This is a genomic window from Corynebacterium sp. HMSC071B10 (genome assembly GCF_001814825.1).
GTDB lineage: Bacteria > Actinomycetota > Actinomycetes > Mycobacteriales > Mycobacteriaceae > Corynebacterium.
The window spans coordinates 129,389-144,283 of record NZ_KV818024.1 but is presented as its reverse complement, the minus strand read 5'-3'; the positions used below and the strand labels follow the sequence as shown (position 1 = coordinate 144,283).

11 protein-coding genes are annotated in these 14,895 nt (G+C 64.9%); 7 read left to right on the top strand and 4 right to left on the bottom strand.

Annotated elements, in window-relative coordinates; genetic code table 11:
* Positions 1–193 precede the first annotated feature (193 nt).
* Entirely contained in the window at positions 194–2,842 is a 2,649-nt protein-coding gene (ppc, locus tag HMPREF2990_RS10985) for a phosphoenolpyruvate carboxylase (RefSeq protein ID WP_070764651.1), read from the top strand.
* A 147-nt stretch (positions 2,843–2,989) separates the two neighbouring features.
* Here ppc and HMPREF2990_RS10980 read toward each other — a convergent pair whose 3' ends face one another.
* Both HMPREF2990_RS10980 and HMPREF2990_RS10975 read right to left on the bottom strand, forming a co-directional pair.
* A complete protein-coding gene (locus HMPREF2990_RS10980; protein WP_070764650.1) occupies positions 2,990–4,468 on the bottom strand; it encodes an RNA-binding domain-containing protein in 1,479 nt (492 codons plus the stop codon).
* 176 nt (positions 4,469–4,644) lie between these two features.
* The gene (locus tag HMPREF2990_RS10975; protein ID WP_070764649.1) at positions 4,645–6,819 is read right to left on the bottom strand and encodes an NADP-dependent isocitrate dehydrogenase; all 2,175 of its coding nucleotides are present in this window, start codon (positions 6,817–6,819) and stop codon (positions 4,645–4,647) included.
* Positions 6,820–6,910: 91 nt separating this feature from the next.
* Here HMPREF2990_RS10975 and HMPREF2990_RS10970 point away from each other — a divergent pair, with 91 nt between their 5' ends.
* From HMPREF2990_RS10970 to HMPREF2990_RS10945, 6 genes are all read left to right on the top strand, one after another.
* Entirely contained in the window at positions 6,911–7,834 is a 924-nt protein-coding gene (locus HMPREF2990_RS10970; RefSeq protein WP_070764648.1) for an exodeoxyribonuclease III, read from the top strand.
* Positions 7,835–7,836: 2 nt separating this feature from the next.
* Positions 7,837–8,628, top strand: a complete 792-nt coding sequence (locus HMPREF2990_RS10965; RefSeq protein ID WP_070764647.1) for a trimeric intracellular cation channel family protein — start codon at positions 7,837–7,839, stop codon at positions 8,626–8,628.
* 119 nt (positions 8,629–8,747) lie between these two features.
* Complete coding sequence (gene bioB / locus HMPREF2990_RS10960; protein WP_070764646.1) at positions 8,748–9,794, top strand: biotin synthase BioB; 1,047 nt, start codon at positions 8,748–8,750, stop codon at positions 9,792–9,794.
* A complete protein-coding gene (locus HMPREF2990_RS10955) occupies positions 9,794–9,997 on the top strand; it encodes a biotin synthase auxiliary protein BsaP (protein WP_070764645.1) in 204 nt (67 codons plus the stop codon). The genes bioB and HMPREF2990_RS10955 overlap by 1 nt, the downstream gene beginning before the upstream one ends.
* A gap of 232 nt (positions 9,998–10,229) precedes the next feature.
* On the top strand, positions 10,230–11,234 hold the full coding sequence (trpS, locus tag HMPREF2990_RS10950; RefSeq protein ID WP_038588653.1) for a tryptophan--tRNA ligase: 1,005 nt from the start codon (positions 10,230–10,232) through the stop codon (positions 11,232–11,234).
* A gap of 83 nt (positions 11,235–11,317) precedes the next feature.
* The gene (locus tag HMPREF2990_RS10945) at positions 11,318–12,412 is read left to right on the top strand and encodes a YhjD/YihY/BrkB family envelope integrity protein (protein WP_070764644.1); all 1,095 of its coding nucleotides are present in this window, start codon (positions 11,318–11,320) and stop codon (positions 12,410–12,412) included.
* Here the strand turns inward: HMPREF2990_RS10945 and HMPREF2990_RS10940 are convergent.
* A complete protein-coding gene (locus HMPREF2990_RS10940) occupies positions 12,363–13,646 on the bottom strand; it encodes a D-alanyl-D-alanine carboxypeptidase family protein (RefSeq protein ID WP_246817539.1) in 1,284 nt (427 codons plus the stop codon). The genes HMPREF2990_RS10945 and HMPREF2990_RS10940 overlap by 50 nt on opposite strands.
* A 50-nt stretch (positions 13,647–13,696) precedes the next feature.
* Positions 13,697–14,848: a trimeric intracellular cation channel family protein gene (locus tag HMPREF2990_RS10935; protein WP_038588659.1), complete on the bottom strand. Its 1,152-nt coding sequence runs from the start codon at positions 14,846–14,848 to the stop codon at positions 13,697–13,699.
* Positions 14,849–14,895 lie beyond the last annotated feature (47 nt).

Genomic DNA, 14,895 nt, shown 5'->3' with positions numbered 1-14,895 from the left:
CGGTGCAAAATGAACCAAGCGGTCTGTTTTGCGAGTTAAGGGGCTGAATAAAAATCTCGCAGATACCCCAGCTCGCGATGGTGTGACCTCCGTTCCCGAGACAGGAGGTGTGATCTAGACTACCTTAACTAGCACGTCACGTCCGCGCCGCTTGAGTGCCGCTTGAGCTGCGCCTTAGTCAAAGGAGACCTCCGTGTCCGTCCAGCCCGCCGATCACGTCCGCGAAGACATCCGACTTTTGGGCCGGGTGCTCGGCCGCGTGCTCGCCGAGCAGGAAGGCCAGGAGATCTTTGACCTGGTCGAATCCACCCGGCGCACCGCCTTCGACATCGCCCACGGGGACGCCACCCCGGAAGACTTGCTCGCCGTCTTTCGCGACATGGACATCACGAAGATGAACCTGGTCGCGCGCGCGTTTAGCCACTTCGCCCTTTTGACCAACCTGGTCGAGGACCTCGACGACGAAAAGGCAGCCGCGCCGGTCTCGCTGCGCACCAGCTTTGCGCACCTGAAAGAGAGCGGCGTGGACGCCGATAAGGTCGCCGATTTGGTTGCCGGGGCGCAGGTCTCCCCGGTGCTCACCGCGCACCCCACCGAGACCCGCCGCCGCACCGTCTTTGACACTCAGACGCACATCAAGCGCCTGCTCAGCGAACTCCACGCCGGCGCCGACCCGGCCGCCATCGAGCGCGAGATGGAACTGCGCATGACCCTGCTGTGGCAAACCGCGCTCATCCGTATCGCGCGCCCGCGCCTGGAGGACGAGATCGACGTCGGCTTGCGCTACTACAAACTCTCCCTGCTTGAGCAGATCCCGGCGCTCAACCGCGCGATCCGCTACGAACTGCGAGACACCTTCGACCGCGACCTCTCGCTCACCCCCGTGATGCGCCCCGGTTCCTGGATCGGCGGCGACCACGACGGCAACCCCTACGTGAACGCCGAAACGCTCACGTACGCCACCTGCCAGGCCGCAGACACGGTCCTCGCGCACTACATCGACCAGCTGGGCGAGCTGGAGCGCGAGCTGTCCCTCTCAGACCGCTATTCCACCTGCTCGGCGGAGCTTTCGCAGCTTGCCGACGCCGCCAACAACACCGCCGAGTCCCGCGTCGATGAGCCCTACCGCCGTGCCATCTACGGCATCCGCCACCGCGTCGCCGCCACCCGCGAGCAGCTCGCCGGTTCGGCGACTGCGGACTCGCCCTACGCGGACCCGGGGGAGCTGCTCGCCGACCTGGACGTGATCGACGCCTCGCTGCGCGCCCACGGCGGCGCGATCATCGCCAACGACCGGCTGAACCGCCTGCGCTCGGCCGTGACCACCTTCGGCTTCCACCTCTACACGCTCGACCTGCGGCAAAACTCCGAATCCTTCGAGAAGGTCGTAGCCGAGGTGCTCTCGGTCGCCGGCGTGTGCGAGGACTACGCCGCGCTTTCCGAGGAGGACTGCGTGGAGATGCTCGTCGAGGAGCTGCGCACCCCGCGCCCGCTGCTGCGCGCCTCGGCCCAGCTTAGCGACGACACGCGCAAGGAAATGGGCATCCTCACCGCCGCCGCTCGTGCCGTCCAGGACTTGGGCCAGGGCGCGATCGCGCAGTGCATCATCGCCATGACCGGGACGGTTTCCGACATCCTCGAGCCCATGGTCCTACTCAAAGAGGTCGGCCTGGGCAGCGTCAACGTTGTGCCGCTGTTCGAGACCATCGAGGACCTCGCGCACGGCGCCCGCATCCTCGAGGACCTCTGGTCGCTGCCGTTCTACCGCGAACACCTGCGCGCCCGCGGCGACGTCCAGGAGGTCATGCTCGGCTACTCCGACTCCAACAAGGACGGCGGCTACCTGCAGGCCAACTGGGCGCTTTACGACGCCGAACTCGCCCTCGTCGAACTCTGCAACCGACACGGCATCCGCCTTCGGCTCGCGCACGGCCGCGGCGGGGCAGTCGGCCGCGGCGGCGGGCCCACCTACGACGCCATCCTCGCCCAGCCCAAGGGCGCCGTCGCTGGCTCCATCCGCATCACCGAGCAGGGCGAGATCATCTCCGCTAAGTATGGCTCGCCCGAGACCGCGCGCCGTCACCTCGAGGCCTTCGTTGCCGGCACCCTTGAGGCCTCTCTCCTGGATACTGAACCGATCGCCGACCCGACCCGTGCCTACGACATCATGCGCACACTCGCCGCCTACTCCGGCGAAAAGTACAACGAACTCATCGGCGACCCCGGCTTCATCGACTACTTCACCCAATCCACCCCGCTGCACGAGATCGGCGAGCTCAACCTCGGCTCCCGCCCCGCGTCGCGCAAACAGACCACCGCGATTTCCGACCTGCGCGCCATCCCCTGGGTCCTGTCCTGGGCGCAGTCGCGCACCAACGTGCCCGGCTGGTTCGGCGTCGGCACCGCCGTCGAGCGCTGGGCAGGCGAGAGCGAAGCACGCTGGGATGACCTGCGCGAACTCTACCGCGACTGGCCCTTCTTCCGCTCCGTACTTTCGAATATGGCCCAGGTCATGGCCAAGGCTGAGCTGTCGCTGGCCCGCCTCTACGCCGACCTGGTGGAAGACCGCGAGGTGGCCGAGCGCATCTACACGCTCATCGCCGAAGAGTTCGAGCACACCAAGCAGGTCTACTTCCGCATCACCGGCCACGCTGATCTCGTCGCCGAGAACCAGCGCCAGGCCCGCTCACTGAAGCGCCGCTACCCATACCTGCTGCCGCTCAACGCCGTGCAGCTCGAGCTGCTGCGCCGCTACCGCGCCGGCGACGAAACCTTCCTCGTTTCCAAGACGATTCAGGTCACCATGAACGGTCTCGCCACAGCGCTGCGCAACGCGGGGTAGGTCTTCGCGGCTTGAGCGCGGGGCGGATCCCCTGGAACCCGCCCAAAAAGCAAGAAAGAGGCAAGAAAACGTTTCTCCAGGTAGGAGAGTTTTTGGAGTGGTTTTCGGGCTATTCTGGCACCCTTTCCCGGTTACCGAGCAAGAAAACTACTCGGCCCAGAAAGGGACATAGCGGCGGTTGCGAGCTCCGGCATTCGGGTCGTAGAGCCGGATGAGGCCTTCATCCACAGTCGCGTTAATGAGACGGGTCGCCTGGGCGGTCTGCGTATCCCTGAGACCGAAGCGACTTCGCACCGATGCATTCGTGACGGCGCGATTATCCAGAAAGCCAAGACACGCATGCTGGTAGACAGCTTCGATCTTTTCATCCGTAGTCATCAGCTTGAACGGGCGGTAGGCACTCAGCGTGACGGTGGTTGTGCCATTTGATCGAATGAGCGCCGGCGGAAAGTGCTCTGCTTCCAGCGATGCAACGATCTTGTCCCAACCGCTTCCACGTTGCTCGACGAAGTGTGCCAGGCGAAGCGCTTCGCCGAGGCGTGGATTGCGAGTTGTAGAAGCCGAGTCAATAAAACGCTGGGGATCGACTAACGGGGTTCCAGGGTTGGTCACTTCGACTCGATCACTGAACACCTCAACGGTTAAGTATTGACCGCGCTGCTCTAGGTCCTGGTGCATGAGCGCATTCGCAAACACTTCGCGAAATGCCACCGTCGGTAGCAGCGGAGTTTCAACTCGGCGTCCGCTTGAATCGATGGTCTCCCCACCAGGCCTTACTGTGTTCACCAAGGTGACAATCTTGCTAAACGACGTGGCGTATCCCTCATCAAACTCCCACTCTCGTTGCAGCTGTTTCCTCGACGTGTCGTCGAAATGCATCACGCGTGGGGCCAAGCTGGCGAGCTGAGGGAAGTCTTTGAGGGAGCGCGCGTACATCAGTGCGGACCAAGCGGGAATGCACCAGCCCGATTCGTGGGAATATGTAATCGCTTCCGCCGCTCGCATTGTGTCGACGAGGGCGCTGCCAACATTGCGCGGCAATTCCGGCCGGTTGTTGAAGAAAGCGTCGGAGGAGAGGAGCTCGGTGATCTCTTCGGGCTCGAGGCCTTCTGCGGCATTGCTGGTTTCAAACTCGAACTGGTTGAGCTTCCTCCACAACTCGCGTTCGCGATCTGGAAAGTCCATCAGGTTCTTGGTGTAACTGCCCTGTCGGAAGTACCGAGTTCCGTCGTAGGCGTAAGGGGCCGAGAGTGCAGCCGGAATCCGGAGGAGTACCACAGTTTTGCCTTCGATTGTGACCGCCTCGAAGGAGAGAGTTGGCGTGGGGGAGACTACACGCTGCAGCCACGGGAAAAGGTCTTCGTTGCCCTTGCCTTTCGTGGTCTCCCATTGGAACGAAGTGCCTACGATCTCATGAGCGTCACTTACACCCCAGATCAGATAGCCTGCTGGTTCATCATGAAGGCGTGCCGAGTTGCCCAGCGCACTCACGTATTTGGCGATCTCCGGGCCGGTCGTGGCGCTGTTTTCCTTAAACTCCAGCCAGGGGAGTTCCGCAGGCAAAGCGAGGAATCGTTTAATCCTGGCAATGAGTTGAGGCTCCGACGTGGAATTAAGTGGCGACATGCCTCAAGTATCCTCTAGAAGCAAGAAAGAGGCAAGAAAACGTTTCCGCAGGCAGCGAAGGTTTTGGGGGTGTTCTGGGGTCGTTTTGGCACCCTTTTCCGGTTACGGAGCAAGAAAACAGCCCCGGCCGCCGCGAAAACGCAGCGACCGGGGCCTGGACAGTGAAGACCTAACGCTTACTTCTCCAGCGCGTCGATGATCTTGTTAAACGTTGCGGACGGGCGCATGACCGCGGAGGTCTTCTCCTCGTCCGGCCAGTAGTAGCCGCCAAGGTCGGCAGCGTTGCCCTGGGCGTCCAGGAGCTCTGCGTCGATGGTCTCGGCGTTGTCGCGCAGGTCCTTGGCGATCGGCTCGAACACGGAGGCCAGCTCGGCGTCGTCGGTCTGGGCGGCCAGTGCCTCTGCCCAGAACAGGGAGAGCCAGAAGTGGGAGCCACGGTCGTCGATCTCATTGACCTTGCGGGAGGGGGACTTGCCTTCGTCGAGAAGCTGCTCGGTGGCCTTGTCCAGCGCGGCAGCCAGGACGCCGGCGCGCTCGTTGCCGTTCGTGTTCTTCTCGTGGCGGAAGGACTCAGCCAGTGCGAGGTACTCGCCAAGCGAGTCCCAGCGCAGGTGGTTCTCCTCCTGGACCTGCTGGACGTGCTTCGGGGCGGAGCCGCCGGCACCGGTCTCGAACAGGCCGCCGCCAGCCATCAGCGGGACGACGGAGAGCATCTTCGCGGAGGTGCCCAGCTCGAGGATCGGGAACAGGTCGGTGTTGTAGTCACGCAGCACGTTGCCGGTCACCGAGATGGTGTCTTCGCCGCGGCGGATGCGCTCGACGGAGGTCTTGGTGGCCTCAATCGGGGACTGGATGGAAATGTCCAGGCCCTCGGTGTCGTGGTCCTGCAGGTACTTGTTCACCAGGTCGATGAGGTTGCGGTCGTGCGCGCGCTCCTCGTCGAGCCAGAAGATGGCCTTCATGCCGGAGAGGCGGGCGCGGTTGACGGCCAGCTTGACCCAGTCCTGGATCGGGGCGTCCTTGGTCTGGGTGGCGCGCCAGATGTCGCCGGCCTCGACATCGTGCTCGATCAGCACGTCGCCTGCGGAGTTGACGACCTGGACGGTGCCGTCGGCCGGGATCTTGAAGGTCTTGTCGTGGGAGCCGTACTCCTCAGCCTTCTGCGCCATGAGGCCGACGTTCGGGACGGTACCCATGGTGGTCGGGTCGAAGGCACCGTTGGCGCGGCAGTCGTCGATAACAGCCTGGTAGACGCCAGCGTAGGAGGAGTCCGGGATGACGGCCAGGGTGTCCTGCTCCTGGTCGTCGGCGTTCCACATGTGGCCGGAGGTACGGATCATGGCCGGCATGGAGGCGTCGATGATCACATCCGACGGCACGTGCAGGTTGGTGATGCCCTTGTGGGAGTTGACCATGGCGAGCGCCGGGCCGTCGACAAGCTGCTGCTCGAAGGCCTTGCGGATCTCCTCGCCGTTCTCCAGCTCGGACAGGCCGTCGAGGATGGCACCGAGGCCGTTCTCGCCGTTCAGGCCAGCCGCCAAAAGCTCCTCGCCGTACTTGTCAAAGACGGGCTTGAAGTAGGCGCGCACGACGTGGCCGAAGATGATCGGGTCAGAGACCTTCATCATGGTGGCCTTCAGGTGCGCGGAGAAGAGCACGCCCTCTTCCTTGGCGCGCTTGACGGCCTCCTCGAGGAAAGCGTCGAGCGCCTTCGCGGACATGAAGGTGCCGTCGATGACCTCGCCGGCCTGGACCTTCAGGCCCTCCTTGAGCACGGTGCCGTCGGTCATCTTGATGGTGAGGGTGTCCTCGGCCGGGATAATGACGGACTTCTCGTTGTGGCGGAAGTCGCCGGCGTCCATGGTGGCGACGTTGGTCTTGGAGTCCTTCGACCACTCGCCCATGGAGTGCGGGTGCTTCTTGGTGTAGTTCTTCACGGCCTCCGGCGCGCGGCGATCCGAGTTGCCCTCGCGCAGTACCGGGTTGACGGCGGAGCCCTTGACGGCGTCGTACTTCTCCTGCGCGTCCTCGTAATCCGGGATGTCGAAGCCCGCGGCCTGCAGTTCAGCGATGGCCTTCTTCAGCTGCACCAGGGAAGCGGAGATATTCGGCAGCTTAATGATGTTGGCCTCGGGCGTCTTCGCCAGCTGGCCGAGCTGTGCGAGCGCGTCGTCGACCTTCTTGTCGCCGAGGCGGTCCGGGAACTGCGCGAGGATGCGGCCGGCGAGCGAGATGTCGGCGGTGTCCACGTCGATGCCGGCGCGGGAAGCGAAAGCCTCCACGATCGGCTTGAGGGAGTATGTCGCCAGCAGCGGCGCTTCGTCGGTGCGAGTCCAGATGATCTTAGCCATTGTGCTCCTCATAACTCAGGTTGGCAGTATTCAACTCTTCAGCGTACAGCTTTTGCATACCGCTTGTCCTGTAATAGGTAGTCTCGGGGGCATGAGTCTCACTATCGCTTCTGTGAATGTCAACGGGATTCGGGCCGCTACGAAGGTCCGCAACGAGCGCAATCTCGGGATGTTGGAGTGGCTGCGGCACACCCCGGCCGAGGTGGTGCTGATGCAGGAGGTCCGCGCGACCGAGGAGCAGGCGCGCGCCGCCCTCGCCCCGGCGCTGGAGGAGGGCTGGGAGCTTCTCGTCGCACCCGCCGAGGCCAAGGGGCGGGCCGGGGTTGGCATTTTGTCGAAGCGCCCGCTTATCGACGCCCAGATCGGCCTCCCCGGCTTCGAAACCGCCGGCCGACTCATCGCCGCCACCCTGCCGGGCGGAGAGCGCGTCGCCTCGCTGTACCTGCCGTCGGGCGCGGCCGAGACCGCGAAGCAGGACGAAAAATACGAGTTCTTGGACCGCTTCGAGCCGCTGCTTCGCGAGTGGGCCGTGCAGTACCCGCAGATGGTGATCGGCGGCGACTGGAACATCTGCCACCGCCGCGAGGACCTGAAGAACTGGAAGGGCAACCGGAAGAAATCCGGCTTCCTGCCCTCGGAGCGCGCGTTTATGGACTCGGTGTTCGGCGCGTTCCCGGACGAGGAGGCACAGGATATAGAGGACAAAGACGTGGCCGGTTGGGCGGGCGCGGTCGAGTACGGCACGACCGGCACCGTGTCCGCTGCGCGTACCGCTGCGACCGAGCCGGTGTGGTTCGACGTGGCCCGTCGCTTGTCGCCGGACGCTGCGCCGTACACGTGGTGGACGTACCGCGGTCAGGCTTTTAATAACGACGCGGGGTGGCGCATCGACTACCAGGCGGCCACTGCCGACATGCTCGCGCGGGCCCAGCGCAGCTGGGTGGAAAAGGCGGAGGCGGTGGAGCTGCGCTGGTCGGACCACTCGCCGCTGTTGGTGGAGTACGCGGAGGGCTGAGCATGATCGCTGATTTTTTCGCCGGCTTCAGCACTGAGCACCTGCTGGTCATCCTCTACCTCATCGGCATTATTGCCGAGGCCATGACCGCGGCGGTGGCGGCAGGCCGGATGCGCATGGATCTGTTCGGTGTGATCACCCTGGGCGCGCTCACCGCGCTCGGCGGCGGCACGGTCCGCGACGTCGTCCTGGGGACCTACCCGGTCACGTGGGTCGAACAGCCGCTCTACCTGCTCACCGTGATTATCGCCGCGGCTGTGACGGTGCGGATCAGTTGGTTGATGGTGCGGTTGCGGCGCAGCTTCCTCGTCGCCGATGCGATCGGGCTGGCCACCTTCGCCGTGCTGGGCATCCAGACCGCGGTGAGTCACGGGCACGGCTTCATCATCGCGTGCGTGGCGGCAGTGACCACGGGCGTGTTCGGCGGCGTGCTCCGCGACGTGCTCTCGGACCGCGTCCCGCTCGTCTTCCACAAGGAGATGTACGCCTCGGCCGCCGTCATCGGCGTCATGGTGTGGTGGGGGCTTGACTGGCTGGGCGCGCACGAATGGGTGGTCATCTTGGCCACACTGGCGGCAGTCCTCGGAGTGCGCCTGCTCTCCCTGAAGCGGGGCTGGAGCCTGCCCGTCTACGAGTACGACGAGGAGGCTGCGGCCGCCTACGACCCCCGCGATGCGCTGACCACGTTTTTGTATCAGCGTGCCCGCCGCATCCCGGGTGCCCGGACGGCGTACCGGGGCCTGCGGAAGATGCGGCTGCCTCCGAACAGCGAGCGCCGCGGCTCAGAAAACTAAGACGCGCGCCCCGCCCCCAGATTTGGGGAGGCGGGGCTTTTTTCGGGGATTGACTGAACGGTGTTCAAGGTATGCGGTAGCCTTTTGTCAGTCATTACATTGAGAACGGAGTATTACCCATGTCACATGCACCAATTCTTGATATCGCCCGCGAAAAGGCCCTGGAAAAGGGCGAAGGCCTGAACCAGGAGGAGATCCTCCAGGTCCTCCGAGTTCCGGACGAGGACCTGAAGGAACTGCTGGAGATCGCGCACGAAACCCGTATCAAGCACTGCGGCGTGGACGTCTCGCTCGAGGGCATCATCTCCCTGAAGACCGGCGGCTGCCCCGAGGACTGCCACTTCTGCTCCCAGTCCGGCCTATTCGAGTCCCCGGTCCGCGCCGTGACCCTGGACATCAACGAGCTCGTCGAGGCCGCCAAGCAATCCGAGAAGATGGGCGCGGCCGAGTTCTGCATCGTCGCCGCCGTGAAGAGCCCGACCCAGCAGCTGCTCGACCAGGTCGCCGAAGCGGTCACCGCCATCCAAGAGGAAGTGGACATCTCTATTTCCGCCTCCCTGGGCATCCTCACCCAGGACCAGGCACGCCAGCTCAAGCAGATGGGCGTGTCCCGCTACAACCACAACTTCGAAACCGCGAAGTCCTTCTTCCCCAACGTGGTGACCACCCACACCTGGGAGGAGCGCAAGAACACCCTCGAGTACGTGCTGGCAGAGGGCATGGAGACCTGCTGCGGCGGCATCATCGGCCTGGGCGAGTCCCTGGAGCAGCGCGCCGAGTTCGCTGCCCAGCTCGCCGAGATCGAGCCGCACGAGGTTCCGATGAACTTCCTCGACCCGCGCCCGGGCACCCCGTTTGAGGACCGCCCGCTGGTTCCGCAGGGCGAGGCGCTGCGCGCCGTGGCCGCGTTCCGCCTGGCTATGCCGACCGCCCAGCTGCGCTTTGCCGGCGGCACCGAGCTCGCGCTTGGTGACGACGGCACCGAAGCCGGCCTCCTTGGCGGCGCCAACGCGATTATCGGCGGCAACTACCTGACCACCCTGGGCCGCCCGATCGAGCAGGACCGCGAGGCCGTTGACCGCGTGCTCGACCTGGGCATCACCCCGGTCGGCCAGAAGATGAAGTCCGGCCACGGCGCGCTCTACGACACCATCAAGGCCCTCTAATGCGCGTACCCGACAGCACTGAACTTGCCGACGCCATCCTGTCCGGCGAGCTCCAGCTGCCCGTCAACCCGAACCGCCCCTACGACGCGCCGCGGATCTGCCCGGTCTGCGAGCGCCGCATGGTGGTGAAAATCAGCCCCTTCGGGTGGGAGGCCTGCTGCTCCCGCCACGGGCTGCTGCGCTCGGAGTGGTTGGAGCGTTAGAGATCCTGGAGGGCTCAGTAAAGTCGGATTGCTGCGTCCAGTTCAGCAGCCTCTTTCCGCCACTCTGGGACGCGAGCTCAGCTCCGCTCCTGATTTGTCCAACGGCGCGTTTGTCATGCCAAAACCCTAGTGGTGCGTCTGGCCAAAGTGAAGGGCGGCGGAGACTGAACCGCCGGGAGTTTTCCCACCCAAACCCGCTCTTCCGCCCGCGCTACGGATAGACTAAGGAGCCATGTCGAAGCAACGCGTCCTTTCCGGAATCCAGCCCACCGCCGACTCCTACCACCTGGGGAACTACCTGGGTGCGCTCAAGCAGTGGATCGACCTGCAGGACGACTATGAGGCGTTCTACTTCATCCCCGACCTGCACGCGATCACGGTGGAGCAGGATCCGGATGAGCTGCGCCAGCGCACGATCGCTGGCTGCGCGCAGCTGATTGCGCTGGGCATTGACCCGGAGAAGTCAACGCTGTTCGTGCAGTCGCACGTGCCGGAGCACGCCGAGCTGACCTGGGTGCTGCAGTGCCTGACTGGTTTTGGCGAGGCCAGCCGCATGACGCAGTTCAAGGACAAGAGCCAGAAGCAGGGGCAGGATCGCACTTCGGTGGGTCTGTTTACCTATCCCGTCTTGATGGCGGCGGACATTCTGCTCTACTCGCCGCACCTGGTGCCGGTGGGGGAGGACCAGCGCCAGCACCTGGAGCTGACCCGCAACCTGGCCGAGCGCTTCAACGCGAAGCGCGGCGAGACTTTCGTGGTGCCGGAGGGCTTCATCCCGGAGGGCGCGGCGAAGATTTACGACCTGCAGGATCCGACCTCCAAGATGAGCAAGTCGGGCGCGAACCCGAAGGGCCTGATTAATCTGCTGGATGAGCCGAAGACCTCGGCGAAGCGCATCCGCTCCGCGGTCACCGACACCGACGGCGTGATCGCCTACGACAAGGAGAACAAGCCGGGCGTGTCGAACCTCTTGGTCATCCAGTCGGCGCTGACGGGCAAGTCCATCGACGACCTGGTCGCCGGCTACGAGGGGCAGGGCTACGGCGCGCTCAAGGTGGACACCGCGGACGCGCTCGAGGCCTTCACCACGCCGCTGCGCGCCCGCTACGAGGAGCTGATGGCGGATCGCGCGGAGCTCGAGGCGATCCTGGCCCGCGGTGCGGCCCGCGCCCGCGAGGTGGCTGCGCCTTTGCTCGCCGAGGTCTACGAGAAGACCGGTTTTCTCAAGCGCGCCTAGGCGCTCGCTTATCGACGGCTGCGTCTTTCCTCTACGATTGAGTTCCTGACACCAGCTCACTGAACTTGAGGAAGGACTGCCGTATGGCAACATCGACGTCGCCAACCAAGGCGTACACCGACGACCATGGCATCGAACGCGCAACGAAGCAGCAGCAGGAGGGCGCCGCTGACGAGCTCGCGGAGAAGGCCCCGGCCGTCGGCCACCTGATGCGCATGAACGAGCGCTTCGCTACGCAGGGCGGTAACCAGTTCGCCGCCGGAGTGACGTACTTCTCCGTGCTGTCGCTGTTCCCGCTTTTGATGCTGGTGTTCGCTGGCCTTGGTTTCTTCCTCAACGCGCGGCCTGACTTAATGCAGCAGATTCAGGATCAGGTCACCCAAAGCATTGACGGGGACTTGGGCGAGATGGTTAACGACCTGATCGCCTCTGCGATTGATCAGCGCGGGGCCGTGGCCGGGATCGGTTTGCTCACCACCCTGTGGTCCGGCCTGGGCTGGATGAATAACCTGCGCGTCGGTGTGTCCGCCATGTGGAACCTGGACGCGGACGAGGGCGGCAACTTCGTGACGAAGAAGCTGTGGGACCTGCTCGGCCTCATTGGCCTGATCGTCCTGTTCGTCGTCGCGTTTGCGGTCACGGCGCTGGGCGTGTCCAGCTGGACTAATACCCTGCTTGAGTACGTCGGTCTCGACGAGGTACCGGGCGCTCGTGTGCTGGTGTGGGTGGTTGGCCTGCTCGTCGGCGTGCTGGCGAACTTCCTGGTCATGCTGTGGGTGGTCATGTTCCTGCCACGCACGAAGGTGCCGGTGAAATCCGGTATGAAGGGCGCACTGCTCGGCGCGGTCATCTTCGAGGTGATCAAGCAGTTCGCCGGCGTGATCATCAGCTCGCTGACGGGCAACCCGGCCGGTGCCATCTTCGGCCCGTTGATCTCGTTGATGGTCGTGATGTACCTGATCTGGCGCGTGGTGCTCTACGTCTCCGCCTGGACGGCGACGACGGAGGAGAGCCTGCGCCTGGCACCGGCAGAGGTGCCGGAGCCCGCAGTGATTAACGTGCGCGCGGGTGCCGCCCGCCAGGAAACGCGCAGCACTGGTACCGGCAAGGCGGTCGGTGTTGGCGCGGCTATTGGCGCGCTCGGTGTCGGGGTCGTTTCCCTCTTGACCCGAGACTAAGCACAAGCGCCACAAGCGCGAGCACGGTGACACCGGCGACGATCCCGATGGACAGCCACGGGATTGTTGCCGGTGTTTCTTCTATTGCAGGGGCAGCGGTCGGGGTGGGAGTAGGCGGGGGGGTGGGGGTTGGCGCGGCGTCGATAAGCGAGGCGACGCCCGCACCTGCGGCGATCGGGTAGGCGGCGTGGAGCAGCTCCTGCGCCTGGCCCCACGCGCGGTGCTTACCGATCGTGGTGTCGAGGACGACGGCAAAAAGGCGGCGGCCGTCGTGGTTGACGGCGCCGACGAAGGTGTGGTTCGCGTCGTCGGTGAACCCGGTCTTGCCGCCGATCCCGTCCGGGTCCTGCAGGTAGAGCTGGTTGTCGTTCCACATCTCGAAGCCGGGTGTGTCGTCGAAGCCAGGAAACGGGTAGGACTCCGTGTCGACCGTCGCCGTGAAGACGGGGTTGTTGAAGGCGGCGCGGTAGGCCAGGCCCAGGTCCCAGGCGGAAGAAGACATGCCGGGGGCGTCGAGCCCGGAGTAGGAGGCGACGAAGGTGTCGCGCATGCCCAACTCGTGGGCGAGCGCGTTGACCTTGCGCAGGGTTTCCTCGTCGCCGCCGAGCTCCTGGGCGAGCGCGTGCGCCGTGTCGTTGCCGGACGACATGAGCAGGCCGTGCAGCAAGTCGTCGACGGTGTAGGTGCCGCCCGCGCCGAGGCCTGCGCGCGAGCCTTCCTGGTCCGCGGACTCCGCCGAGACGGTGACCTGCTTGTCCAGGGGGAGCTCATTGATGGCCACGAGCGCGAGGAGCACCTTGATCACCGACGCAGGCCGGTAGCGCCCGTGCGGATCCTTCATTGCCACGACCTCGCCGGTGTCCGCGTCGGCGACGAGCCAGGCCGAGGCGTAGACGTCGTCGGGGACCTCGTAGCCCGCCGGGGCGCTGATGCCGCACGGGCCGTCGTAGTCCTGCGGCAGTGGGGGTGGGGTAGGCGCGCCCGGCGCGAGCCGCTCCGAGGTGGACACGGCCCGGGGCGGGTGCTGCGCGTTCGGGCAATTATCGGTGTTGGGTGCCTCGATGCGCACAGGCGGGATCCATTCGCCGTTGTCGGCGAAGTAGCCCTCAACCGGCTCCAGGGGCCATTCCGTCAGCGGATCGGGCTCTTGCGCGGCAGCCGGGGAAGCGAGCGCGAGCGGGGCGCTGAGCAGCAGCGCGGAGAGACAGAGTGAAAGATGAGCGTTTCCAGGCACAGGGACTGATGCTACGCCGCCGGACACGCGGGGCAGTGGCGCGGCACGCGCTACGCCTCCTTATCGCGTTGCGCGTAGCGGGCGGCGAGGCGTTCGATCAGTTCGTCGGTGAGTTTTTCGTCGGCGAGGATCGTGTCCAACATGTCGTTGTGCATCGCCACCGTCTCCGGATCGACGGCCTCGAACTGGCCGGTAGTGTGGGTTTCTGCGTCGTAGTCGTCGTAGGAGTCGCCGGCGAGGTCGACGCCGAGGCCGTCGAACAGGCTCTCTTCCTCTTTGGCGTACTCGGGCTGCGGGATGCCCGCCTCAGCGAGCATCGACGGGTCGATCGCGGCGAACTCGGTGGTGAAATCCTCGAGGAAATCGTTCGCCTCGTGCTGGGCGGTGGAGCGGCGCTTGCCCTTCTTCACCTCGTTTTCGATCCGGCGTTGCAGCGCCTTTTCCATCTGGCGGTGGCGCCAGGAGCGCACGCGCGTCGGCTCCAGCTCGCGGGCGACGGCGCGGGAGCGGTGCTCCGCCTTCTTCGCCAGCGTGGCCACCTGGGCCGCGCCCTGGTTTACCGGGGCGTATTCGGAGTTGGTGGACACACGCCAGTTGCCGTAGTAACCGATGAGGAACAGCGCAAAACTCACCACGGGTCCCAGGATCATGCCGAGCGCCATATACCCGGTGGCGCTGCCGAGCAGCGTGATCAGCGAGCAGGCGACCGCGGGGATGACGGTGGGTTGGTTGTCGCCGAAGATGGAGGGTACGCCGCCGGTGACAACGTCGCGAAGCATGCCGCCGCCGGTCGCGGTAAACACGCCCATCATGATCGTGGGCAGAATTGGCAGCCCGTATTGGATCGCTTTCGATGCGCCTGTCGACGCCCACAGCGCGGACACCAGCGCATCGCCGTGACTCTGGAGGAACTCCCAGGCTTTGCCCTTGAAATAGGTGAAGCGGGCGATCAGCGCGCCCGTGAACGCGAGGATGAGGTACTCCGGCTGGCTCATGGCGGCGACGGTGCCTTCGTTGATCAGGACGTCGCGAAGCATGCCGCCGCCGAGGGCGGACAGCATGGCGATGAAGAAGAAGCCGATGATGTCGTAGCCGCGGTGGCGGGCGAGCGTGCCGCCGATGACGCCCATCAGCAGCACGCCGGATACGTCAAACCAGCGGTAGATGGACGTGATGAGCGGATCGACTTGGTCGGCAGTCATAGCACCACATTCTAAGAGATGACCAGTGGCGGCGGCCGAAGAGTGCG

Bases quoted from the DNA above. Each gene is read 5' to 3' on its own strand.
- HMPREF2990_RS10980 (WP_070764650.1), bottom strand. From the start codon at position 4,468: ATGTCGCCACTTAATTCCACGTCGGAGCCTCAACTCATTGCCAGGATT.
- HMPREF2990_RS10975 (WP_070764649.1), bottom strand. From the start codon at position 6,819: ATGGCTAAGATCATCTGGACTCGCACCGACGAAGCGCCGCTGCTGGCG.
- HMPREF2990_RS10970 (WP_070764648.1), top strand. From the start codon at position 6,911: ATGAGTCTCACTATCGCTTCTGTGAATGTCAACGGGATTCGGGCCGCT.
- HMPREF2990_RS10965 (WP_070764647.1), top strand. From the start codon at position 7,837: ATGATCGCTGATTTTTTCGCCGGCTTCAGCACTGAGCACCTGCTGGTC.
- bioB (WP_070764646.1), top strand. From the start codon at position 8,748: ATGTCACATGCACCAATTCTTGATATCGCCCGCGAAAAGGCCCTGGAA.
- HMPREF2990_RS10955 (WP_070764645.1), top strand. From the start codon at position 9,794: ATGCGCGTACCCGACAGCACTGAACTTGCCGACGCCATCCTGTCCGGC.
- trpS (WP_038588653.1), top strand. From the start codon at position 10,230: ATGTCGAAGCAACGCGTCCTTTCCGGAATCCAGCCCACCGCCGACTCC.
- HMPREF2990_RS10945 (WP_070764644.1), top strand. From the start codon at position 11,318: ATGGCAACATCGACGTCGCCAACCAAGGCGTACACCGACGACCATGGC.
- HMPREF2990_RS10935 (WP_038588659.1), bottom strand. From the start codon at position 14,848: ATGACTGCCGACCAAGTCGATCCGCTCATCACGTCCATCTACCGCTGG.